We start from the raw sequence: 22,963 nt of genomic DNA on the forward strand, positions 1-22,963 counted from the left end.
CGTTACTTGCCGGCCTTGGCCACCGTGTCGCCCACCGCGCGCGCCAGCTCGACCACCCGCGGGCTCCACCGGGAGGCGATGTCGTCGTCGAGCGGCACCACGGTGCCCTGCTTGACCGCGCTCAGCGTGTCCCAGCCCGGCCGGGCGGCCACGGTCTGCGCGCTCTGCCCGCAGCACTTGGTGTCCGCCAGGAAGATCAGGTCGGGGTTCGCCTGCAGGATGCGGTCCGCGGAGAGCTGCGGGTAGCCGCCGGAGGCGTTCGGGTCGTCCCCGTCGGCGATGTTGCGCAGCCCGAACAGCCCGTACACCTGGCCGATGAAGGTGGCCGACGTCGTGCTGTAGAACGTCTGGTCCAGCTCGTGGTAGTAGCTCAGCGGGGTGGCCGGCTTCGGCGTGTCCGCGACGATCTTCTCCAGGTCCGCCTTGGTCCGGCTGGCCAGGTCGTCGCCATCGTGCTGGTGCCCGGTCGCCTTGCCCACCAGGGAGAACTGCGCGTACGCCTGGTCGAGCGTGCGGGCGTCCGGCAGCACCAGCGTCTTCACCCCGGTCCTGGCCAGCGCCCCGGACAGCTTGTTGTCCAGGTCCGCGCTGACCACCACCAGGTCGGGGCTCTTGCCGAGGATCGCCTCGGGGTCCGGGTTCAGCCCGGACAGCTCGCTCTTGGGCGCCTGCTCCGGGTAGGTGGACGCCGAATCGACCGCGACCACCTGCGGCCCGGCGCCGACCGCGTACAGCGTCTCGGTGGAGGAAGGCGACAGCGAGACGATCCGCTCCGGGCGCTTGTCGATGGTCAGCGGCGCACCGCCGGGCGGGGTCACCTGCACCGGGAAGTCGCCCTCGGCGCCGGTGCCGGCGGGGGGCTCCGGCTCCCGGCTGGCGCAGCCGGCCAGCGCGGTCACCCCGAGCAGGGTGCTGAGCAGGAGCAGCGGGATACGCCGGGCGGTACCGGAGCGCGAGCCGGACATGATGACCTCAAAGGCTAGGCCGGCGTGGTGGAGCCGCGCCGGACCGTGCACATCGTGGTCGCGGACGCCGCACCCCTGCGCCGGAGGCGGGTGGCGTCGACGCGAGCGGCAGGCGACCTGGCTCGGCCCGGCCGGGAACCCCCGGGATGGGCCATCACAGTTGCGGGACAGCACCGGATTCCCACCGGTTTCGCTCCCGGTTCGCGTCACCGGTCGGCGGACGACCGGCAAGGCAGGACGCTACCAGCGGCACCGGCGGCCGAGCCCAGGTCACGCGGCTCCGTCGGATACTGGTCGGATACTGGTCGCATACCGGCACGAGTGATCGTGGTCGAAGTCGACCTTGCACGGTATCCTTGATGGGTTCGGCCACCAGCTACACTTAGCGTAGCGAAGCATCCTCGCTCCATCAGGAACGATGTCGTTCTCAACGCCCAGATCGTTACCGTGGAGAAACTCTTGAGAGTGCCGCCATGTTTCCTGGGTGTTAAAGTCTCGCTAACGAGCGGGCCATCGTCGTCCCGTGCGCAGCCTCAACAGGGGATTTTTCCGCACTGAGCACGACGACGAAGGAGGTCCCTGCATGATCTTCTCCGCCATTCCAGGCAAACAAGGTCTTTACGACCCCAGTACCGAACAGGATTCCTGCGGTGTCGCCATGGTGGCCGACATCCGCGGGCGGCGTTCGCACGGCATCGTCACCGACGGACTGACCGCACTGACCAATCTCGACCATCGCGGTGCCGCGGGGGCCGAGCCGACCAGTGGTGACGGGGCAGGCATCCTGCTCCAGCTGCCGGACGAGCTGCTTCGCGCCGAAGCCGGTTTCGAGCTGCCCGCCCGGGACAGCCACGGTGAACACCATTACGCAGCGGGGATCGCCTTCCTGCCGTCGGACGCCGAGCGGCGGCTCAAGGCGGTCGAGCTGATCGAGCGCCTCGCCCACGAGGAAGGGCTCGACGTGCTCGGCTGGCGCGAGGTGCCGACCGACCCCGACGCCGCGGACATCGGGCCGACCGCCCGTTCGGTGATGCCGCATTTCGCGATGCTGTTCGTGGCCGGCCACGCCGACTCCGACGGCGAGCGTCCAGGCGGGATCGAGCTGGACCGGCTGGCGTTCTGCCTGCGCAAGCGCGCCGAGAACGAGAGCCAGGTCGCCGAGTGCGGCAGCTACTTCCCTTCGCTGTCCTCGCGCACGCTCGTCTACAAGGGAATGGTCACCCCGGAGCAGCTCCCGCTGTTCTTCACCGACCTCACCGACCCCAGGCTGGCCAGCGCGATCGCGCTGGTGCACAGCCGGTTCTCCACGAACACCTTCCCGTCGTGGCCGCTGGCGCACCCGTTCCGGTTCGTCGCGCACAACGGCGAGATCAACACGATCCGCGGCAACCGGAACCGGATGCGGGCCCGTGAGGCGCTGCTCGCGTCCGAGCTGATCGACGGCGACCTGACCAGGCTGTACCCGATCTGCTCACCGGAGGCTTCGGACTCGGCTTCCTTCGACGAGGTGCTGGAGCTGCTGCACCTCGGTGGCCGGTCGCTGCCGCACGCGGTGCTGATGATGATCCCGGAGGCGTGGGAGAACCACGCCACGATGGACCCCGCGCGGCGCGGTTTCTACCAGTTCCACGCCAGCCTGATGGAGCCGTGGGACGGCCCGGCCTGCGTCACCTTCACCGACGGGATGCTGGTGGGCGCGGTGCTGGACCGCAACGGCCTGCGCCCGGCGCGCTGGTGGCGGACCGCGGACGACCGGGTGGTGCTGGCCAGCGAGTCCGGGGTGCTGGACGTGCCGCCGGACCAGGTCGTCGCGAAAGGACGGTTGAAGCCGGGTCGGATGTTCCTGGTGGACACCGACGCCGGCCGGATCGTCAACGACGACGAGATCAAGTCGGAGCTGGCCAAGGAGCTGCCCTACGAGGAGTGGCTGCACGCCGGCCTGCTCCAGCTGGCCGACCTCGCCGACCGCGACCACATCACGCAGAGCCACGACTCGGTGCTGCGCCGTCAGCTTTCCTTCGGCTACACCGAAGAGGAGCTGAAGATCCTGCTCACCCCGATGGCCGTCAACGGCGCCGAGCCGATCGGGTCGATGGGCACCGACACCCCGCCCGCGGTGCTGTCCCAGCGCTCGCGGCAGCTCTACGACTACTTCAAGCAGAACTTCGCCCAGGTGACCAACCCGCCGCTGGACGCGATCCGCGAGGAGCTGGTCACCTCGATGAGCCGGATCATGGGCCCGGAGCAGAACCTGCTCGAACCGGGACCCGCATCCTGCCGGCACATCCAGCTGCCCTACCCGGTGATCGACAACGACGAGCTGGCCAAGCTGATCCACGTCAACGACGACGGGGACCTGCCGGGGTTCTCCTGCACCGTCCTTTCCGGACTGTATGAAGTGGACGGTGGCGGGCCGGCGCTGGCGGAGGCGATCGAACGGGTCCGCCGCGAGGCCTCCGAGGCGATCGCGGCCGGAGCGCGCACCCTGGTGCTCTCCGACCGCGACTCCGACCACCGGATGGCGCCCATCCCCTCGCTGCTGCTGGTCTCCTCGGTGCACCACCATCTGGTGCGCACCAAGGAAAGGCTGCGGGTCGCGCTGGTCGTGGAGAGCGGCGACGCGCGCGAGGTGCACCACATCGCGCTGCTGCTCGGCTACGGTGCGGCCGCGGTCAACCCGTATCTGGCCTTCGAGAGCATCGAGGACCTGATCGGCCAGGGCGCGATCACCGGGATCGAGCCGGGGGTGGCGGTCCGCAATTACGTGGGCGCGCTGGTCAAGGGCGTCCTGAAGATCATGTCGAAGATGGGCATCTCGACCGTCGGCGCGTACACCGCGGCGCAGGTGTTCGAATCGCTCGGGCTGTCCCAGGAACTGCTCGACGAGTACTTCACCGGCACCATCTCCAAGCTCAGCGGCGTCGGGCTCGACGTGCTGGCCGAAGAGGTCGCGGTGCGGCACCGCCGGGCGTACCCGGACAACCCGACCGATCGGGTGCACCGGCGCCTGGACACCGGCGGGGAGTACGCCTACCGCCGCGAGGGCGAGCTGCACCTGTTCACCCCGGAGACGATCTTCCTGCTGCAGCACGCCGGCAAGACCCGCCGGGAGGAGGCCTACCGCGCCTACAGCGACGAGGTGCACCGGCTGGCCCGCGAAGGCGGCCTGCTGCGCGGGCTGTTCAAGTTCCGCGCCGGTGACCGCGCACCCATCCCGGTGGAGGAGGTGGAGTCGGTCGAGGCGATCTGCAAGCGGTTCAACACCGGCGCCATGTCCTACGGCTCGATCTCGATGGAGGCGCACCAGACGCTGGCCATCGCGATGAACCGGATCGGCGGCCGGTCCAACACCGGTGAAGGCGGCGAGGACCCGGAACGGCTCTACGACCCGGAGCGGCGCAGCGCGATCAAGCAGGTCGCGAGTGGACGGTTCGGGGTCACCAGCGAGTACCTGGTGAACGCGGACGACATCCAGATCAAGATGGCGCAGGGCGCGAAACCCGGTGAGGGCGGCCAGCTCCCGCCGAACAAGGTGTACCCCTGGATCGCGCGCACCCGGCATTCCACTCCGGGCGTCGGGTTGATCTCCCCGCCGCCGCACCACGACATCTACTCGATCGAGGATCTGGCCCAGCTGATCCACGACCTGAAGAACGCCAACGAAAGGGCCCGCGTGCACGTCAAGCTGGTCAGCTCGCTGGGGGTGGGCACGGTGGCGGCCGGGGTGTCCAAGGCGCACGCCGATGTGGTGCTGATCTCCGGCCACGACGGTGGCACCGGCGCCTCGCCGATGAACTCGCTCAAGCACGCCGGCACGCCGTGGGAGATCGGCCTGGCCGAGACCCAGCAGACCCTGCTGCTCAACGGCCTGCGCGACCGGATCACCGTGCAGGTGGACGGCGCGATGAAGACAGGCAAGGACGTGGTGGTGGCTGCGCTGCTCGGGGCTGAGGAGTACGGCTTCGCCACCGCGCCGCTGATCGTGGCCGGCTGCGTGATGATGCGGGTGTGCCACCTGGACACCTGCCCGGTCGGGGTGGCCACGCAGAGCCCCGACCTGCGCAAGCGGTACACCGGCCAGGCCGAGCACGTGGTGAACTTCTTCCGGTTCGTCGCAGAGGAAGTGCGGGAAACCCTTGCCGCACTGGGGTTCCGGACACTGGACGAGGCGATCGGCCGGGCCGACGTGCTGGACACCGACGAGGCCGTCGAGCACTGGAAGGCGAACGGGCTGGACCTGTCGCCGGTCTTCGAGATGCCTGCCGAAACCCCGTACGGCGGGTCGCGCCGCAAGATCCGCGAGCAGGAGCACGGCCTGGAGCACGCGCTGGACCGGACCCTGATCCAGCTTTCCGAAGCCGCGCTCGAAGACGCGCACCGGGTGACCATCGAGCTTCCGGTGCGCAACGTGAACCGGACCGTGGGTACCCTGCTCGGCTCGGAGATCACCCGCCGCTTCGGCGGCGAGGGCCTGCCCGACGACACCATCCACGTCACCCTCACCGGCTCGGCCGGGCAGTCGCTCGGCGCGTTCCTGCCAAGGGGCATCACCCTGGACCTGGTCGGCGACGCCAATGACTACGTTGGCAAGGGCCTCTCCGGTGGGCGGATCGTGGTCCGGCCGGACGCCAGGGCACGGTTCGCCGCGGAGGCGCAGGTGATCGCCGGCAACACGCTGGCCTACGGCGCGACCAGCGGTGAGCTGTTCCTGAGCGGTCAGGTGGGCGAGCGGTTCTGCGTGCGCAACTCCGGGGCGGTCGTGGTCGCCGAAGGGGTGGGGGACCACGCCTTCGAGTACATGACCGGCGGCAAGGCGGTGGTGCTCGGGCCGACCGGGCGCAACCTCGCGGCCGGGATGTCCGGTGGCGAGGCCTATGTACTGGATCTGGACCGGGCCAAGGTCAACGCGGACATGGTCGAACTACGCACCCCGCAGCCTGCCGATCTGGCCTGGCTCAAGGAGGTCGTCCAGCGGCACCGGGAGCTGACCGGTTCCGTGGTGGCCGCTTCCCTGCTCGGCGACTGGCCGCGCCGGTCGGCGGCGTTCACCAAGGTGATGCCGAGGGACTACGCGAGGGTGCTCGACGCGGCGAAGGCGGCCAGGGCCGCTGGTCGCGACGTCGACGAGGCGATCATGGAGGCGGCTCGTGGCTGATAATCGCGAAGCCGGTCACGAGCGCCGACCGGGTGCGGGTGTCCCGCAAGAAACGGAGGCGGCTCGTGGCTGATCCGCAGGGCTTTATGAAGCATGAACGTGCGGAGCCGCCGAAGCGTCCGCTGGACGAGCGGCTCGGTGACTGGCGTGAGGTCTACGCCGACGTCGACCCGGCGGAGCGGAACCGGGAGGTGCGCGCTCAGGCGACCCGCTGCATGGACTGCGGGATTCCGTTCTGCCACTCGGGTACGGCGGGTTGCCCGCTGGGCAATCTGATCCCGGAGTGGAACGACCTGGTGCGCCGCGGTGACTGGATGGCGGCCAGCGACCGGTTGCACGCGACCAACAACTTCCCCGAGTTCACCGGGAAGCTGTGTCCGGCGCCGTGCGAGGCCGGCTGCGTGCTGTCCATTTCGCCGTTGTCCGGCGGGCCGGTGGCGATCAAGCGGGTCGAGCAGACCATCGCGGACCAGTCCTGGGAGATGGGCATCGTGACCCCGCAGTCCGCGGGGGTGTCCTCCGGGCAGCGGGTCGCGGTGGTCGGTTCCGGTCCGGCCGGGCTGGCCGCCGCGCAGCAGCTGACCAGGGCCGGGCACGAGGTGACCGTGTTCGAGCGGGACGACCGGCTCGGCGGGCTGCTGCGTTACGGCATCCCCGAGTTCAAGATGGAGAAGAAGGCCCTCGACCGCCGGCTGGCGCAGCTTTACAAGGAGGGCACCAAGTTCGTCACCGGCTGCGAGGTCGGCGTGGACCTGACCGTGGAACAGCTGCGCACCGACTACGACGCGGTGGTGCTCGCCGTCGGCGCGCTGCGCGGGCGCGACGACACCGTGACTCCCGGTCGTGAGCTGGCCGGGGTGCATCTGGCCATGGAGCACCTGGTGCCGGCGAACCGGTACGTGGAGGGCGACGGGCCGCCGGAGATCGACGCCGCCGGCAAGCACGTGGTGATCATCGGCGGTGGCGACACCGGCGCTGACTGCTACGGCACCGCGACCCGCCAGGGCGCGCTTTCGGTGACCCAGCTGGACCAGTACCCGAAGCCACCGTCCACAAGGGACGATGACCGGTCGCCTTGGCCGACCTGGCCGTACATCCTGCGCACCTATCCTGCGCACGAAGAGGCGGGGGAGCGGCGGTTCGCGGTCGCCGTCAAGCGTTTCGCCGGTGACGAGAACGGCCGGGTGCGGGCGATCGAGCTGCAGCGGGTGCGGGTGTCCAAGGACCCGGCGACCGGGCGCCGCGAAGTGGTGCCGACCAGCGACGAGGTCGAGGAGCTGCCCGCCGACCTGGTGCTGCTGGCCATCGGCTTCGAAGGCGTGGAGCACATGCGGCTGCTGGACGAGCTCGGCCTGTCGCTCAGCCCGCGGGGCACCCTGTCCTGCGGCGCGGACTGGCAGACCGAGTCGCCGGGCGTGTTCGTCTGCGGCGACGCGCATCGCGGCGCGTCGCTGGTGGTGTGGGCGATCGCCGAGGGCCGCTCGGTGGCCAACGCCGTGGACGCCTTCCTCACCGGCGCCTCGGACCTGCCCGCCCCCGTGCACCCCACCGCCCTCCCCCTCGCCGTGGTCTGACCCTTAGCAGTCGGCTTTACTCCTCGCCGGAGAAGCGCTCCCACGCAGACTGCCGGGTCATCCCCATCGCCTCCCCGATGCGCGCCCAGGTCACTCCGAGTGCACGTGCCTTGAGCACCCATTGAGCGAGGTTTCGCTCGACCTGCGCTCCCGCGGCCGCGATTCGCGGCAGACTCGTCAGCACCGCGTCGGCGCTTGTCACCTGGTCCCACGGCGCAAGGTGCGGTCCATCCTCCGCGGGTTTCCCTTCGATCACCGTCGAGCAGAGGGCCACGCACTCATCACAGATGAACACTCCAGGTCCGGCGACAAGCGTCCCCACCTCGGTGTTCCGCTTCGAGCAGAACGAGCACGTTGCGATCACAGACTCCGTTGCGGCAGGCGACATCCGATCACTCCCTTCCCCGTCAGGCGTTTCCTGACAGCGTCAGGCGTGACCTTACGCCGCCAGGAGGCGCCTGACAACGGGAGTCGTTCAACTCCGCGTGACTCGCCCAGACTTGCACTCTCGACACACGCCCTAGGTGGTGTAGGTGGCTTTGGCTGGGGTGGTGATGGTGTGGTCGGTGTGGGTCCAGCCGGGTTGGTCTTTGAGTTTGTGGTGGCGTTTGCAGTAGCCGCGGAGGTTGGTTTTGTCGGTCGGTCCGCCGTGTGCCCAGTCGGTGGTGTGGTCGAGGTCGGCTAGTTGGGCTGGTCGGTGGCAGCCAGGGTGGGCGCATTCGCGGTCGCGGATGCGGATAAAGCGGTCGAGTGCGGCGGGTGGCCGGTAGCTGCTGCGGCCGACATCTACCGGGAGACCAGTAACGGGGTCGGTCACTACGCGGCGCCAGGTGGAGCCGGGGTTGTAGGCGATTTCCTTGGCGAGCCAGGCGGGGATGGGTCCGGAGCCGGTGAGTTCGGCGTAGTTGTCGTTCAAACCGGCCAACGTGGTCAGGTCGACATACAGGTACACGTCGGCCTTCGGGTTACGCGGTGTGCCGCGTTCGCGGAGACACCGATCCGCCAGCACATCGGCCCGAAGTTGGTCCAGTGTGCGGGGTTCACCGGCGACCTTCAGCGCATGGGCTTCACGATCGGTGCGGGCGTAGATCGCTGTGCCGACTTCGACAGGCACATCGACAATCAGAGTGGTCATGCCTTCGCCTTGATGCACCAGTTCGACCTTGCGGTCCAGCCGTCGGCGTCGAGCGCGGGCGGCGTATCCCTTCGGGTCGATTCGGGCGACCACTCGGTTCACCGACCTTCGCAGACTGGAGGGGTTTTTGCCCGCCAGCCGTTCGCTCATCACTGTGTCGACTTCGCGGGCCTTCTCGTCGGAGAGCACGGCGGTGGCATCGAAGATCTTGGATGCCTTGTACCCATCGATGACCCCGGATTCCATAGCCTGCAACGTCTTCGGCAACCGTGTCGCCAACGCCTCAGCGAGTGCGATCTGCTTACCGGCCATGTTCTCCGTGACTGCGAGCCCGAGCGCCAACTCGGCTGGCACCCCTCTAGTTCTTTCTTCAACCTCATTCAACCTCGCCACCAACCGAAGCTGCTCCGCCTCCAACTTGCATTTCTGTTCCTGAATAACCTGAATGTCTTTCAACAACTCACAAGCCTTGTCCCTGTCCATGCCCCGAATTCTATCGGCGACCCCCGACAAAAACGGGAACCCGCCTTGGAGGTCAGTTCAGTATGGGTGGGAGTGTCGGTCTTGGGTTTTGACCGATCAGTTGTGGGCTCGCGTGCTCCCTCATCTGCCTCCGCAAACTCATACTGAGCTGTCCCTTAAGGCCACCTTAGGGGCGTTCAACGCCCTCATGGTGGCCTCAAGGGACAGTGGTCAGCGGAAGACGTGGGAAGGCCAGCCGGGGTCGCCGGTTTGGGCGAAGCGGACCCACGCGCCGTGCATTTCCGTGGCGAGGGTGGGCGGGATTTCGGGGCCCAGCAAGCCTTTCTCGGTGCGAAGGGCGGGCAGGTCGGTGTTGTCGAACACGAACGGAAGCTCCGCGGTGTGGCAGGCGCCGAACGGGCCGTCGCGCCAGTCGAACTCGTAGGTGTGCGCCTTGTCGTACCGGGCTACCAGGCGTTCCTGCCCGGTGCGGAACATGTCGTCGATCGCCGCGCTGTGCTCGGGCAGCTGGTAGAGCAGCGACTCCTGCGAGTTCGTGCCGGCCAGCAGGTCCACCGGATGCGCCGGGGGCACGTCGTCGAGCACCACGCCGAGCGGGGTGAGCCGCGAACCCCCTGGTACTTCGGCGAGTGCGGCGACGAGGCGTTCGTCGGGGATCGCGGCGAACGCCGCCGCGGTCGCCGGCACGTCCAGCAGGTCCGCCAGTGCGCGGGTGGTCTCCGCTGCCTGCTCGCCGGTGATCGTGCTCAGCCCGCCGCTCTGGCTGATCGCGTGTCGGAACAGGCCGGCCGCTTCGGGCGTCACCAGCAGGGCGCTGACGATCATCGCGCCCGCCGACTGCCCGAACACGGTGACCTGGTCCGGATCCCCGCCGAACCCCGCGATGTGCTCCTGAACCCACTTCAGCGCGGCGACCACGTCCAGCAGGCCCCGGTTCCGCGGCGCGTCCGGCAGGTCCAGCCAGCCGGGCGCGCCGAGCCGGTAGTTCAACGTCACCAGCACAACACCGTCGCGGGCGAACGAAGTCCCGTCGTACAGCGGTGCCTGACCGGTGCCGGAGACGAACCCGCCGCCGTGCACGAAGACCAGCACCGGCGCGTTGCCCGTGGTGGACGGGGTCCAGACGTTGACCGTCAGGTAGTCGTCGCCTCGGGCCCAGCCGTGCCCCAGCACCGGGCTCAGGTCCAGCGGGAACCGCCGCTCCGGCGCCGGAGCGGTCGGGCCCTGCCCGTCAAAACCGCGCACGTCGTGCACCGGCACCGGTGCGGCGAACCGCGCGGCCCCGGTCGGTGCGGCGGCGTAGGAGATGTTGCGGAACACGCTCACCGCCATGTCGCCCACTCCTTCACCGCGAACGTGCCGCCGTCACGCCGCACCTCGGCCGCGCCCGCGCCGGGGAAATGCGCGGGGAACATCAGCGCGTTGTGGTCCGCGGACCATTCCAGTACCCGCCGCCGCGCAACCCGCGCCTGGTCCTCGTCCTCGTCGAAGCAGGGACCGCAGTCCGGCTCGGCGATCTGCAGCGGGCTGTGCAGCAGGTCGCCGACGAAGATGGCGCTGTCGCCGCCCGAGCGCAGCCGGACGACCGAGGAACCCGGCGTGTGCCCGGGGGCCGGTTCGATGCGCAGGTTGGCGTCGACGTCGTAGTGGTCGCCTTCCCAGAGCACGGTCTGCCCGGCCAGGTGGACCGGCGCGACGCTGTCCTCGAACACGTTCTGCATCCCACGTCCCGAGCGGGTGCGGATTTCGCTCTCGGGGTTCCAGTAGTCGAAGTCGGCGCGCGCGATCACGTACTCCGCGTTCGGGAAGGTCGGCCGCCACTCGCGGCCGGAGAGATAGGTGTTCCAGCCGACGTGGTCGCCGTGCAGGTGCGTGCAGATCACCACGTCCACGTCCTCCGGCCGGACCGCCGCGGCGGCGAGCTCGTCCAGGAAGCCGGTGTTGAGGTGGGCGAAGAACGGCATGTACGGCCGTTCCCTGCCGTTGCCGATGCCGGTGTCGATCAGGATCGTCCGGCCCTCGCTGCGGACCAGCCAGGTCTGGATCATGGTGCGGACCTCGTCGGCGGCCGGCTCCAGGAACTCGGGGGCCAGCCAGTTCCGGTGCCGGTCCCAGTGCTCCATGGCCACGTCGGGAAAGATGAAGTCGCGCGGCAGTCCCGTCGAGGGCAGCTCGACCACGCGGGTGATGTCCACGTTTCCGAGGGTGATGGTTTCCATGGGCCCAGCCTCTTCGCGGGGCGGCCGCGGCGGTATCGGTCGACTGACTGCAGTCGGGGATACCCTCGGCTGGTGACCATCGCCGGGCGGGACACCGAAAGCGCCGCTGTGCTCGGCCTGAGCAGCGGCGTGCTGGTCGTGACGGGTGAGCCGGGCGTGGGCAAGAGCACACTGCTCGAATTGGCGGCCGGGGCGCACCGGGGCCGGGTGCTCCGGATGACCGGGAGTTCGAGCGAGCTGAACCTGCCGTTCGCCGGGCTGCACCACCTGCTGCGGCCGGTGCTCGATGAAACGGCCGGATTGCCGGAGCGGCAGCGTTCGGCGCTGCTCAGCGCCATCGGACTGGAGGACGCCGGCGCACCCGACCGGATGCTGATCGGCGTCGCGCTGCTCTCCCTGCTGTCCGACCTCGCCCAGGTTTCGCCGGTGCTGGTGGTCGCCGACGACCTGCAGTGGATCGACCCAGGTTCGCTGGAGGTGCTCGCCTTCGCCGCCAGGCGGATCGACGACGAACCCCTCGCCGTGCTCGCCGGGACAAGGGACACGGCCGGGTTCGCCGGCCTTCCGGCGCTCACGCTGCGACCGCTCGACGCGCGCGCTTCCGGTCTCCTGCTGGACCGGCAGCCGAACCCGCCGACCGGCCGTCGCCGGCTCCGCATCCTCGACCAGGCCGCCGGAAACCCGCTGGCGCTGGTCGAGCTGGCCAGGGCGGACTGCGCCGACGAAGACCTGCTGCCGCTGACCGACCGGCTGACGCGGGTGTTCGCCGCCGACCTGGAAGCCCTGCCCGAAGCCACCCGTTACGCGCTGCTGCTGGTGGCGGCGGACGAGAATGCCTCGCTGGCAGCGCAGGCCGAGGCGCTGGCGCCCGCCGAGACCGCCGGCCTGCTCCGGATCGCCGGCGGGCGCGCCCGGTTTCGGCATCCGCTGGTCCGGTCTGCGATCTACCATTCCGCGCCGCTGGCCTTACGGCGACGGGCGCACCGTGCGCTCGCCGAGTCGCTCGACGACGAACCCGACCGGCGTGCCTGGCATCTGGCGGCCGCCGCCGACGGGCCGGACGAGCGGATCGCCGCCGCGCTGGAGGAAACCGCGGCCGGTGCCGGTGCCCGCGGCGGGCACGCGGCCGCGGCCGCCGCGCTGGAACGCGCGGCCGAGCTGAGCCCGCGGCGGCAGGACCGCGCGCGCCGCCTGGTGACCGCGGCCGGGGCGGCGGTCTACACCGGGCAGCCGCACTGGGTGGAGCAGCTCGCCGCGAAGGCCGCCGCGATCACCGACGATCCGGCGCTGGCGGCCGAGGCGTCGCTGCGGGTCGGGCAGGTGCTCACGCTGACCGCCGAGCACGGCACCGCGCTGTCCTCGCTGATGCGGGCGGCCGAAGAGCCGGCGCTGGCGCGGATTGCGATGGCGTCGGCGGCGGTAGCCGGTTTCTACTCTGGTGAGGAGACAGACCGGCTCGCCGTCCGTGCGCGTGCTGACGGCGACCCGTGGACGCTGGCGGTGACCGATCCGAACAAGCGCCGGGCGGAACTCGCGGCCACGCTGCCGTCGCTGGTCGAACAGGCCGGGATGGATCCGGGGCCGCTCCTCTCGCTCGGCGCGATGGCCTGGCTGCTCGACGAAACCGCGCTGGCGGTGCGGATCTTCGACGACGCCCTGCACCGCTGGCGGATGCGCGGCGCGCTGCCGACCGGGCTGGGCTGCTCGGCCGGCTGGGCGTACCTGGACCACGGGCTCTGGGCACAGGCTCGGCTGGCCGCCACCGGCAGCACCGCGACCACCGCCGCCGGTGCCGGGCTCGCCCACGTCGACGCCGCCGGCCGGTCGCTCGAAGCGGCCGCACTCGCACTCGCCGGGGACACCGCCGAAGCCCGTGCCACCGCCGTCGCCGGACTGTCCCTTGTGGACCCCGACTGCAGTCGCGCGGTGGCCGCCCGGCTCCGGTGGGCGCTGGGCATGGCCGCCGTCGCCGACGGTGACCAGGTGAGCGCCTACGAACAGTTCCGCCTGCTGTTCACCGCGGCGGGCGACCCGTGCCACTACGCGTGCTCGGATGCCGGGCTGGCCGAGCTCGCGGCGGCGGCCGTGCGGACCGGTCATGACGCCGAGGCCGCGGAAATCGTGGAGCGCGCCGCCGAACGCCTCGGGGAGGACCTCTCACCCCGGATGCGAGCCCGGCTGCACCGCGCGCGGGCCCTGCTCGCCCCGGAGGCCGCCGAGCCGCACTTCGAGGCGGCACTGGCCGACGCCGCCGGCGGGCAATGGCCCTTCGAGCGGGCGCAGCTTCTGCTGGACTACGCGGAATGGCTGCGGCGCCGTCGCCGGATCGCGGACGCCCGCCCGAAACTGCTCGCCGCGATGGAGATCTTCCGCCGCCTCGGCGCCCGCCCGTGGATCGAGCGCACCCAGGGCGAACTGCGGGCCGCCGGGGTCGACGCCGAACCCGCCGCGCCGTCCCTGACCTCACTGACCTCCCTAACCTCACTGACCTCACTGACCTCACTGACCCCGCAACAGCAGCAGATCATCCGGCTGGCCGCGCAGGGGCTGAGCAACCGCGAGATCGGTGAACGGCTCTTCCTCTCGCCGCGGACCGTCGGCTCGCACCTCTACCGCAGCTTCCCCAAACTCGGCGTCACCACCCGGACGCAGCTGCGCGACCTGGTCGACGCGTCCTGCTGACAACCGGCCCAAAGGACGCAGTTCACCGGGCATTCGGGCTAAGGCATCCGGCTGGATGGCGGATTGTCGGGCAGTAGCGGGCTGATTACGGTCGGTCTCAGTTGGCTTCATGCCAATTTCACATTCCCTGCAGAACGCGAGGCGCGTTATGAAGCGAGCAGCATTCCGGCCGGGCGTCGTGCTGGCCGCGTTGAGCCTGGCCGCGGCGGCCTTCACCGCACCGGCATCAGCGGCACCGGCGGCGGCGTCGACCGGGACGGCGGTCCACCCCGCGGCTAACACTCCGGCGAAGGCCGGGTCGGCGACCGGTTTCTGGACCGCGGAGAACATGCGTTCCGCCATTCCGATGGAGCGGTTGCTCCAGCCCCGGCAGGTCCGACCCGCGGACGTGGCGCGCGGCGTGGCGTCGATCATCCCGCAGGTGCTCCCCACCTCCGGGGAGGCATGGGCCGGTGGCGGCAAGGTGGTCTCCACCGCCGGCCGGGTGTTCTTCACCTTCAACGGCCAGAAGGCGTCCTGCAGCGGTGACGCGGTCACCAGCGCCAACCGCAGCGTGGTGGTGACCGCCGGGCACTGCGTGAAGTACCAGGGCACCTGGCACACCGACTGGATCTTCGTGCCCGGCTACGACAACGGCAACGCGCCGCACGGCGAGTGGGCCGCGAAGTCCACTTTGACCACGCCGCAGTGGGAAGCCAGCGAAGACATCAACTACGACGTCGGCGCCGCGGTCGTCGGCCAGGTGGACGGCAAGTCGCTGACCGACGTGGTGGGCAGCCAGGGCATCGCGTTCAACCAGGAGCGCAACCAGGACATGTACGCCTTCGGCTACCCGGCGGCCGACCCCTATGACGGCACGAAGCTGATCTACTGCAGCGGCACCACGTTCACCGACTTCCTGCTCTCGCAGGACCACGGCCTGTCCTGCGGGATGACCGGCGGCTCCTCCGGCGGCCCCTGGTTCCTGAACTTCGACGAGGCGACCGGCGCCGGGGTGCAGGCTTCGGTGAACAGCTTCGGCTACACCTTCCTGCCCGGTTTCATGTTCGGCCCCTACTTCGGTGCCGACGCCCAGGCGCTCTACGCCACCGCTCAGGCAGCCTGACCGGTCCCTCAAGGCCACCTTGACGGCACTGGAGTGCCCTCAAGGTGGCCTTGAGGGCGCTGGGGGTGCGCGGACACTATCCTGAAGCGGTGAACTGGACCGTGGACGTCCCCATCGACACCCTCCCCGAGCTTCCGCCGCTTCCGCCCGAGCTGCGGGCCAAGCTCGACGACGCGTTGGAACGCCCCGCGGCGCAGCAGCCGGAGTGGCCGGACGCGGAGCTGACCAGGCGGGCACGGGCCGTGCTGGAGAGCGTGCCGCCGATCACCGTGCCCGCCGAGATCGACCGGCTGCGCGACAGGCTGGCCATGGTCGCCCGCGGTGAGGGCTTCCTGCTCCAGGGCGGCGACTGCGCGGAGACCTTCGAGTCCAACACCGAGCCGCACATCAGGGCGAACCTGCGCACCCTGCTGCAGATGGCCGTGGTGCTCACCTACGGCGCGAGCCTGCCGGTGGTCAAGGTCGCCAGGATCGCCGGGCAGTACGCCAAGCCGCGGTCCAGCGCCACCGACGCGCTCGGCCTGCCGGTCTACCGGGGCGACATCGTCAACTCGCTGGTCGCCAAGCCCGAGCTGCGGGTGCCCGACCCCGGCCGGATGATCCGCGCCTACGCGAACGCGGGCGCCGCGATGAACCTGGTGCGGGCGCTGACCGGCGCCGGGATGGCCGACCTCGCGCAGGTGCACGACTGGAACAAGGACTTCGTGCGGGTCTCCCCTGCCGGTGAGCGGTACGAGGCGCTGGCCGCCGAGATCGACCGCGGGCTGCGCTTCATGTCCGCCTGCGGGGTCACCGACACCTCGCTGCACTCCACCGAGATCTTCGCCAGCCACGAGGCGCTGCTGCTGGACTACGAGCGCTCGATGCTGCGGCTGGACAACGCGGACGCGGCGAACCCGAAGCTGTACAACCTGTCCTCGCACTTCCTGTGGATCGGCGAGCGGACAAGGCAGCTCGACGGGGCGCACGTGGCGTTCGCCGAGCTGATGTCCAACCCGATCGGGCTGAAGATCGGCCCGACCACCACCCCGGAACAGGCCGTGGAGTACGTGCAGCGGCTCGACCCGCGCAACGAGCCCGGTCGGCTCACGCTGATCTCGCGGATGGGCAACAGCAAGGTGCGCGAGGTGCTGCCTGCCATCGTGGAGAAGGTGGAGTCCTCCGGGCACAAGGTCATCTGGCAGTGCGACCCGATGCACGGCAACACCCACGAAGCCTCCACCGGCTACAAGACCCGGCACTTCGACCGGATCGTGGACGAGGTGCAGGGCTTCTTCGAGGTGCACCGCAAGCTCGGCAGCTACCCCGGCGGCATCCACGTCGAGCTGACCGGCGAGGACGTCACCGAATGCCTCGGCGGCGCGCAGGACATCTCCGACCTCGACCTCTCCGGCCGCTACGAGACCGCCTGCGACCCGCGGCTCAACACCCAGCAGTCACTGGAGCTCGCGTTCCTGGTCGCCGAGATGCTCCGCAGCTGACCCTCCTCGCTCTATGCAGCGAAGGCCACCTTGCCTGCGTTCAACGCAGCGAAGGTGGCCTTCGCTGCATTGGAGGTGCTGCGTCGAGGGTAGGGCGGCGAAGGGTCAGGGGCAGCGTTCGAGCAGGGTGGCCAGCGACTTGAGCACGGCGTCGCGCAGGGAACCGGTGTCGGGCACCGCTTCCCCGTTCGCCTGGAGTCCGATGTGGACGGAGTCGCGGTAGGTGGCGGCGGCGATGCCGACCGCGTGCCGCGGCGCCAGCGGAACCATCGGGTACACCTCGCGAAGCCGCGCGCCGTCGAAGTCGAGCCGCACGTTCGGCAGCGGCACGCTGGTGATCACCGTGTCGAAGAGCAGCCCGGCGCCCTGCGCGGCGTACTTGGTGGCGAGCCGGTGGAAGGCGGGCGGCACCCGGTCGGCGAGCATCGGGATGGCGCCGGCACCAGGCCCGGCGGCCTTGTTGCGGTTCATCGAACGGCGGATTTCGCGCAGCCGCCGCACCGGGTCGTCGAGCTGGGTGGGCAGGTCGCACAGGTAACCGGAGAGCTGGTTGCCACCCCGCGCGCCGCCCCGGCCGCGGGTGCTGACCGGGACCAGCGCCCGCAGCGGCCTGCCGTCGGCGCGCTGGCCCCGGTTGATCATCCACTCCCGCAGTGCGCCGGAGAGCACCGCGAGCAGCACGTCGTTGCTGGTGCCGCCATACGCCTTGCGGATCCGGCGGAGGTCGCCGAGGTCGAGCCGGACGAAGCCCACCCGCCTGCTTCCGGACAGCGGCGCGGAGATCGGCGAGCTGGGGTAGGGCCGGGTGGCCCGCAGCACCGCGGACGCGATGCCGGCGCTCTCGGTCACCCCGTCGCGCAGTACCGAGAGCAACGGGCGCGGGCTCGGTGCGGGTGCCGGCGAGGTGGCCGGGGTGACCGGGTTGGCCGCCATCCGGGTGACCGGGCAGTCGTCCAGCAGCCCGGCCGCCACCGAGAACGCGCCGGCCCCGTCGGTGAGCGCGTGGTGCAGTTTCAGCAGCAGCGCGAACTCGCCGCCGGGCAGCCCGGTGACCAGGTGCACGTCCCACAGCGGGCCGGACATGTCCAGCGGCCGCTCGATCCACCGCGCGGCATACGCGGCCAGCGGATCCGGGTCGTAGAGCGAAGACAGTTCGTGCACGTGAATGTGCGCCGCCGGGTCGAACGCGGGGTCATCGGCCCAGTAAGCGCCACCGGGCGGGAGCAGCGCGGGGCGGGCGCGCAGCCGCAGCCGGGGAATGCGCGCGGCGCGTTCGGCGAGCAGGCCGGCCATCCGCGCCGGATCGACCGGGTGGTGCGGGGTGAAGGTGACCACCGCACCCATGTGCATCGGGTTGTGCTGTCCTTCCAGGCACAGAAACGCGACATCCAGCCCGCTGAGCTGGTTTTCGGCCATGATCGACCTCCTCGAGGCGTGTGAACGGGGCGACGCGGTTGGCTCGGGTCACTGGGGTGCCGAGTCGCCCTCCATTGGGCCGAGACTCGAAGGGTGCGCTCTTACTGCACCAGCCGCACATGACGAGCGGGTTTCGGCGACGCAAAGGTCGTCGTCAAGATATCGACAATGGTGCACTACCGATCCGCGCTCCACGATTGGGGGAACGGTTAGCGCTGGTCCTGCCTCCGGAAGGTGGCGGACGTTCCGCCGGATGCGGACGACGTGTGGGTGACGACGGTGGTCCGCTGGTGTCCAGGGTGGACGGGCAGGTCCGGCCAGATCTCCAGTGCCTCCGCGGCGGCGGCCCTGATCGCGGCGCCGTCCACTTCGGTCCGGGTTTCGGGGATTTCCCTGGCGGTCCACCGCACCACGAGGGTGCACGGCCCGTCCGGCGGCAGCGGCCAGAGAAAGACGTTCTGGCGCAGGAAATGCTGGCTGCCCGAACTGCCCGAGGTGCGCAGCACGGGTTCCGCCGGAGGTTCCGTCGCCGGCCGGTTGAACAGGGCGGTGGTCCCGGTCGCGCGGTTTCCGTCGGCGAACTGCACCCCGAACCGGAACTCGTCCGACTCCGGCGCGCGGTCGTGCTCGAACATCTGCCGGCTTGGGCTGGTCATCGCGGCGTCCCTGGAGTGCAGCGTGAGCACGAACGTGGCCGCTTCCGGCCAGACCAGCACGCCGCGCAGTGCCACCACGGTGCGCTCGGCCCTGGCCAGCACCTTCGGCCAAGGCAGGATCGCGGGGACGAAGTGCAGTTCGGGCGCCTGGAACCAGTGCGGTCCGGACAGCGCGTATAGCTCAGCCGGTGGCACTGGCTCCGGCTCGGGTCGGGGCGGCTCGTCTTCGAAGAAGCTCATCGCGCACTCCGGTCCGCCGGTTTACGGGAAGGTATCCAGTTTCACGTTTTCGCCGCGCTTGACGCGTTTTCCGGCTTCGGGCTGCTGCCCGATCACGATGCCGAAACCGCCGTCGTCGTCATCGTCGCCACCGCCACCGCCGCCGTTACCCCGCCGGCCCTTCACGTCGGCCTGAAGCCCTGCCTCGGAAAGGATCCGCACGGCGTCCCCGATGGACCGGCCCACCACCGACGGCACCTCCACCGCTTCGGAGACCCACACCGTCACCCGCTTGTCGGCGCCACCGTCCACTGTGGCGCCGGCCGCCGGGTTGGTCCTGGTCACGCTGCCGGCCGGCACGCTGTCGGAGAACTCGGCACCGCCGTCCACCGGCTCGAACCCGGCCGCCCGCAGTGCCTTGAACGCGTCGTCCTTGCTCTTGCCGACCACGCCCGGCACCGGTTTCGGTGCCGGGCCCTTGGACAGCACGAGCAGTACCTGCGAGCCGATGTCCAGCTGGGTGCCCGGCGGCGGGTTGAGGCCGAGCACCGCGCCCGTGGGCACGGTGGGGTCGAACTTGTCGTCCTTGCCGTCCCGGCGCGCCGCCAGCTGGACCGCGCGCAGCTCGGACTCGGCCTGCTCGGGGCTGACCCCGGCGGCCACGTTCGGCACCACCGGGCGGCCCAGCGACAGCACCACCACGACCTCTTCGTCGAGCAGCACCTCGGTGCCGTCGCCCGGCTCGGTGCGGATCACCGTGCCCGCCCGGACCGTGTTGTTGCGCTCCTTGGTGAACCGCGGTGCCAGCTGCGCGTCCCGCAGGATCTTTTCGGCCGCGATCTGGTCCCGTCCGGTCACCTGCGGCACCGCCACGTACCGGCCACCGCCGAACCACCACACCCCGGCGCCGATCAGGCCGCCGAGCAGCACCACCGCCGCGGCCAGCGCGATCCAGCGGGTGCGCCGCGACCGCGACGGCCCGGCGCCCGAGTCCACCGGCTGCGGGCTGGTCGGCGGGGTGTGCGGCGGCGGGGTACGCGGCGGCACCGGGGTCACCGGCGGCGCGCCCATGTTCAGCGCCATCGTGCCGCGCGGCCCCGCCTGCGGGCCCGACTGGCGGGCGGCCGCCGGAACGGCCGACAGCGGCGACGTGACCTCGACCGCCGGCATCGCGGGCCTTGTCTTCTCGGCGTCCGGCTCCGGCTCGGTGCCGGTGTTCGGCACCGGCACGGCCACCGGCGCGACCCCGAGCGCGGCGCGCACCTGGCGCAGCTCGTGCAGGAAGGCGCCGGCATCGGCGGGCCTGGCGGCCGGGTCCCGGCGGGTCGCGCGGAGCACCAGGTCGTCGAGTGCGGGCGGAATACCCGGTTTCACCGTGCTCGGCGCGGGCACGTCGTCGTTCACATGCCGGTAGGCGACCGAGATCGCGGTGTCACCGGTGTACGGCGGGCCGCCGGTGAGCATCTCGTAGAGCAGGATGCCGGCCGAGTAGACGTCGCCGCGTTCGCTGGCCGCGCCGGTGGTGACCTGCTCCGGGGCCAGGTAGGCGACGGTGCCGAGGATGATGCTGGAGCTGGTGGTGCCGGCGCTGGCCACCGCGCGCACCAGGCCGAAGTCGCCGACCTTGACCACCCCGCGGCCGGCGAACTCGCTGCCCCCGCGGCCGATCAGCACGTTCTCCGGCTTCACGTCCCGGTGCACCAGGCCGGCCTCGTGCGCGGCGGCCAGCGCGGACAGCACCGGATCGGCCACGCTCAGTGCCAGCGCCACGTCCAGCGCGCCATCGCTGGCGTCCAGCAGGTCGCGCAGGGTGCCGCCGTCGACCAGTTCCATCACCAGGAAGGCGTGGCCGTCCACGCCCTGGTCGTGCACGGCCACCACGTGCGGATGGTGCAGCTTGGCCGCCGACCTCGCCTCCCGCTCGAACCGTTCCACGAAGGAGCGATCGTCCGCGAACCGCGGGTCCATGATCTTGATGGCCACCGGACGGTCCAGCCGGGTGTCGACACCCCGGTACACCGAGGACATGCCCCCGCGCGCGAGCAGGCTGTCGACGCGATAACGCCGGTCCAGCAGCGTGCCGACCAGGCCGGTGTCCGTGCTTGTCACGTTTACCGATCGTACGGATCCCGGCGGCCGCGGTGGACGCGCCCCGGCCGGAAACCGCTTCCGCCATCCGGTCCCCATTACGCCATTGGTGCGATGTTGCTGCGGGTAAGCCGCGATGTGGCACAGTGTCAGCTGTGAGTGCGATTCCAGTCGCCGAAGATGTGCTCGATGCCGATGTCGCGGTCCTCTCCCTCGCGGAGGTGGCCAGCTCCCTCGGGCTGTCGGTCAACAAGGTGCGGCAGATGTTGCGGGACGGGCAGTTGATAGCGGTACGGCGCGACGGGGACCTGTTCGTGCCCGCCGCCTTCCTCGTCAAGGACGGTGTGGTGAAAGGGCTGGGCGGCACCATCACGGTGCTGGACGACGCGGGTTTCGGCCGGACCGAGATGCTGCGCTGGCTGTTCGCCGAGGACGACTCCCTGCCGGGCAGCTCCCCGGTGAACGCGCTGCGGACCAGCCACGGCACCGAGGTCAAGAGGCGAGCGCAGGCCATGGCTTTCTAGGCGGCTTTCCAGCCGGCTTTCCAGCCGAGCAGGCCAGATAGCAGCACGCCGCGAGCAACTGGACCACGGCGGCGGCCAGCAGGCAGCCGGTCAGCGACCACTCGGCCAGCGGCCCGGCGACCGCCGTACCCACCGCGATCCCGGCGATCTTCAGGCTCGCGCCGGTGGTGAACACCTGCGCCCGCAGGTTTTCCGGCGCCTCGCGGTGCCGGACGGCGAACAACGCGGTCAACTGCGGCCCTTCGCCGAAACCCGCCAGTACCGCGGCGGCGGCGAGCGGCAGCACCGACCCGGTGCTGGCCATCAGCACCAGCGAACCCGCCATCAGCAACGTGCTGATCAGCACCAGCACGTCCGGCCCCCGGCAAATAGCCGACTTTTTGCCCTTCGGTACAGGGGCGAGAAGCCGGCTATTTGCCGGTGTCCAGCGGGCGAGTGCGGCGTTGGCCAGCAGGGCACCGACGGCCAGCGCGGTCAGCAGCAGCGCACCGTAGGCGGGGTCACCGAGCCGTCGCGCGCCGAGCGGCGGCAGGCAGACCAGCAGCATGCCGACCGCGGCGAAGGACACCGCCGAGGTCGCGGTGACCCGTCGCAGCGCGGGGTTGCGACCGATCGCCGCCCACCCGGCGAGCAGGGTGTGCCGCAGCGCGCGGCGCGGGGCGGGTGGACCGGATGGGCCGGCTGGGCGCGGCGGGATCGGCAGGGCGAGCGCGGACGGCAGCGCGGCGAGCACCAGTCCCGCGGCCACCAGCATCGCGGCCGGTGCGCCGAGCCAGGCGCCGACCAGCCCGGCCAGCGCGGGCCCGGTCAGGGTCGCCGCGGTGAAGGTCATCGCGTCCAGCGCGCTGCCCCTGGCCACCGGCATGCCGTCCAGTACCCGGGGCAGCTGCGCGGTCCAGCCGCCGGCGATGGCCGGGTTGGCCAGCCCAGCCAGCACGGCGATCCCGGCCACCACCGGCAGCGGCAGCCAGCCGAGCCCGAGCAGCACCAGGACCATGCCCGCGGCGTAGCAGGCCAGCGTGAGCCCCAGCAGCAGCCCGGGGCGGCGGCTGGCGTCCAGCAGAGCGCCGAACACCGGCCCGCCCACGGCCGCGGCCACGGTCAGGGCGGTGAGCAGCACCGAGGCGTCCGCGGCCGAACCGGTGACCGCCAGGCCGAGCAGCAGCAGCGCGGGCCCGGACAGCTCGTCCCCGGTCCTGGCCAGCACCGAGCCGCCGAGATAGCTCGCGAGTCTGTAACGGCCTCTCATGCAGAGGACGTT

General features: G+C 70.7%; 15 protein-coding genes and 1 riboswitch. Of the genes, 6 read left to right on the forward strand and 9 right to left on the reverse strand.

The window, feature by feature from the left end; translation table 11 throughout:
• Positions 1-2 precede the first annotated feature (2 nt).
• Positions 3-965: an ABC transporter substrate-binding protein gene (locus tag AMYNI_RS0128940; RefSeq protein WP_020671581.1), complete on the reverse strand. Its 963-nt coding sequence runs from the start codon at positions 963-965 to the stop codon at positions 3-5.
• Positions 966-1,055: 90 nt separating this feature from the next.
• Positions 1,056-1,209, reverse strand: a riboswitch (cobalamin riboswitch).
• 339 nt (positions 1,210-1,548) lie between these two features.
• Between AMYNI_RS0128940 and gltB the strand changes: the two genes are divergently transcribed.
• Positions 1,549-6,120, forward strand: a complete 4,572-nt coding sequence (gene gltB, locus AMYNI_RS0128945; RefSeq protein WP_026361070.1) for a glutamate synthase large subunit — start codon at positions 1,549-1,551, stop codon at positions 6,118-6,120.
• A 65-nt stretch (positions 6,121-6,185) separates the two neighbouring features.
• Entirely contained in the window at positions 6,186-7,694 is a 1,509-nt protein-coding gene (locus AMYNI_RS0128950; protein ID WP_026361071.1) for a glutamate synthase subunit beta, read from the forward strand.
• 16 nt (positions 7,695-7,710) lie between these two features.
• On the opposite strand, the gene AMYNI_RS0128955 is transcribed toward AMYNI_RS0128950, so the two are convergent.
• The 4 genes from AMYNI_RS0128955 to AMYNI_RS0128970 all read right to left on the reverse strand — a co-directional run bounded on the left by AMYNI_RS0128955 (position 7,711) and on the right by AMYNI_RS0128970 (position 11,531).
• A complete protein-coding gene (locus AMYNI_RS0128955) occupies positions 7,711-8,082 on the reverse strand; it encodes a ClpX C4-type zinc finger protein (RefSeq protein ID WP_157357507.1) in 372 nt (123 codons plus the stop codon).
• 132 nt (positions 8,083-8,214) lie between these two features.
• A complete protein-coding gene (locus AMYNI_RS0128960) occupies positions 8,215-9,312 on the reverse strand; it encodes an HNH endonuclease signature motif containing protein (RefSeq protein ID WP_084628498.1) in 1,098 nt (365 codons plus the stop codon).
• Between the two features lie 210 nt (positions 9,313-9,522).
• The gene (locus AMYNI_RS0128965) at positions 9,523-10,644 is read right to left on the reverse strand and encodes a carboxylesterase family protein (protein WP_020671586.1); all 1,122 of its coding nucleotides are present in this window, start codon (positions 10,642-10,644) and stop codon (positions 9,523-9,525) included.
• Entirely contained in the window at positions 10,635-11,531 is an 897-nt protein-coding gene (locus tag AMYNI_RS0128970) for an MBL fold metallo-hydrolase (RefSeq protein WP_020671587.1), read from the reverse strand. Before AMYNI_RS0128970 ends, AMYNI_RS0128965 begins: the two co-directional genes overlap by 10 nt.
• A 72-nt stretch (positions 11,532-11,603) precedes the next feature.
• Here AMYNI_RS0128970 and AMYNI_RS0128975 point away from each other — a divergent pair, with 72 nt between their 5' ends.
• The 3 genes from AMYNI_RS0128975 (at position 11,604) to AMYNI_RS0128985 (ending at position 16,799) form a co-directional block, all read left to right on the forward strand.
• On the forward strand, positions 11,604-14,213 hold the full coding sequence (locus AMYNI_RS0128975; protein WP_020671588.1) for a helix-turn-helix transcriptional regulator: 2,610 nt from the start codon (positions 11,604-11,606) through the stop codon (positions 14,211-14,213).
• A 148-nt stretch (positions 14,214-14,361) separates the two neighbouring features.
• Positions 14,362-15,318 (forward strand): trypsin-like serine peptidase, encoded by a 957-nt coding sequence (locus AMYNI_RS0128980; RefSeq protein ID WP_026361074.1) that lies wholly within the window; start codon positions 14,362-14,364, stop codon positions 15,316-15,318.
• A gap of 89 nt (positions 15,319-15,407) precedes the next feature.
• A complete protein-coding gene (locus tag AMYNI_RS0128985) occupies positions 15,408-16,799 on the forward strand; it encodes a class II 3-deoxy-7-phosphoheptulonate synthase (RefSeq protein ID WP_026361075.1) in 1,392 nt (463 codons plus the stop codon).
• A gap of 105 nt (positions 16,800-16,904) precedes the next feature.
• Here the strand turns inward: AMYNI_RS0128985 and AMYNI_RS0128990 are convergent, their stop codons facing one another.
• The 3 genes from AMYNI_RS0128990 to AMYNI_RS0129000 all read right to left on the reverse strand — a co-directional run bounded on the left by AMYNI_RS0128990 (position 16,905) and on the right by AMYNI_RS0129000 (position 21,199).
• Complete coding sequence (locus AMYNI_RS0128990; RefSeq protein WP_020671591.1) at positions 16,905-18,215, reverse strand: wax ester/triacylglycerol synthase family O-acyltransferase; 1,311 nt, start codon at positions 18,213-18,215, stop codon at positions 16,905-16,907.
• Between the two features lie 209 nt (positions 18,216-18,424).
• On the reverse strand, positions 18,425-19,111 hold the full coding sequence (locus AMYNI_RS45575; RefSeq protein WP_020671592.1) for a hypothetical protein: 687 nt from the start codon (positions 19,109-19,111) through the stop codon (positions 18,425-18,427).
• 21 nt (positions 19,112-19,132) lie between these two features.
• On the reverse strand, positions 19,133-21,199 hold the full coding sequence (locus AMYNI_RS0129000; RefSeq protein WP_020671593.1) for a Stk1 family PASTA domain-containing Ser/Thr kinase: 2,067 nt from the start codon (positions 21,197-21,199) through the stop codon (positions 19,133-19,135).
• A 134-nt stretch (positions 21,200-21,333) separates the two neighbouring features.
• Between AMYNI_RS0129000 and AMYNI_RS49845 the strand changes: the two genes are divergently transcribed.
• Positions 21,334-21,702: an Rv2175c family DNA-binding protein gene (locus AMYNI_RS49845; protein WP_026361077.1), complete on the forward strand. Its 369-nt coding sequence runs from the start codon at positions 21,334-21,336 to the stop codon at positions 21,700-21,702.
• Here the strand turns inward: AMYNI_RS49845 and AMYNI_RS0129010 are convergent.
• Complete coding sequence (locus AMYNI_RS0129010; RefSeq protein ID WP_020671595.1) at positions 21,671-22,951, reverse strand: MFS transporter; 1,281 nt, start codon at positions 22,949-22,951, stop codon at positions 21,671-21,673. The two genes, AMYNI_RS49845 and AMYNI_RS0129010, sit on opposite strands and share 32 nt — an antisense overlap.
• Positions 22,952-22,963 lie beyond the last annotated feature (12 nt).

The sequence above is a fragment of the Amycolatopsis nigrescens CSC17Ta-90 genome (assembly GCF_000384315.1).
Lineage (GTDB): Bacteria > Actinomycetota > Actinomycetes > Mycobacteriales > Pseudonocardiaceae > Amycolatopsis > Amycolatopsis nigrescens.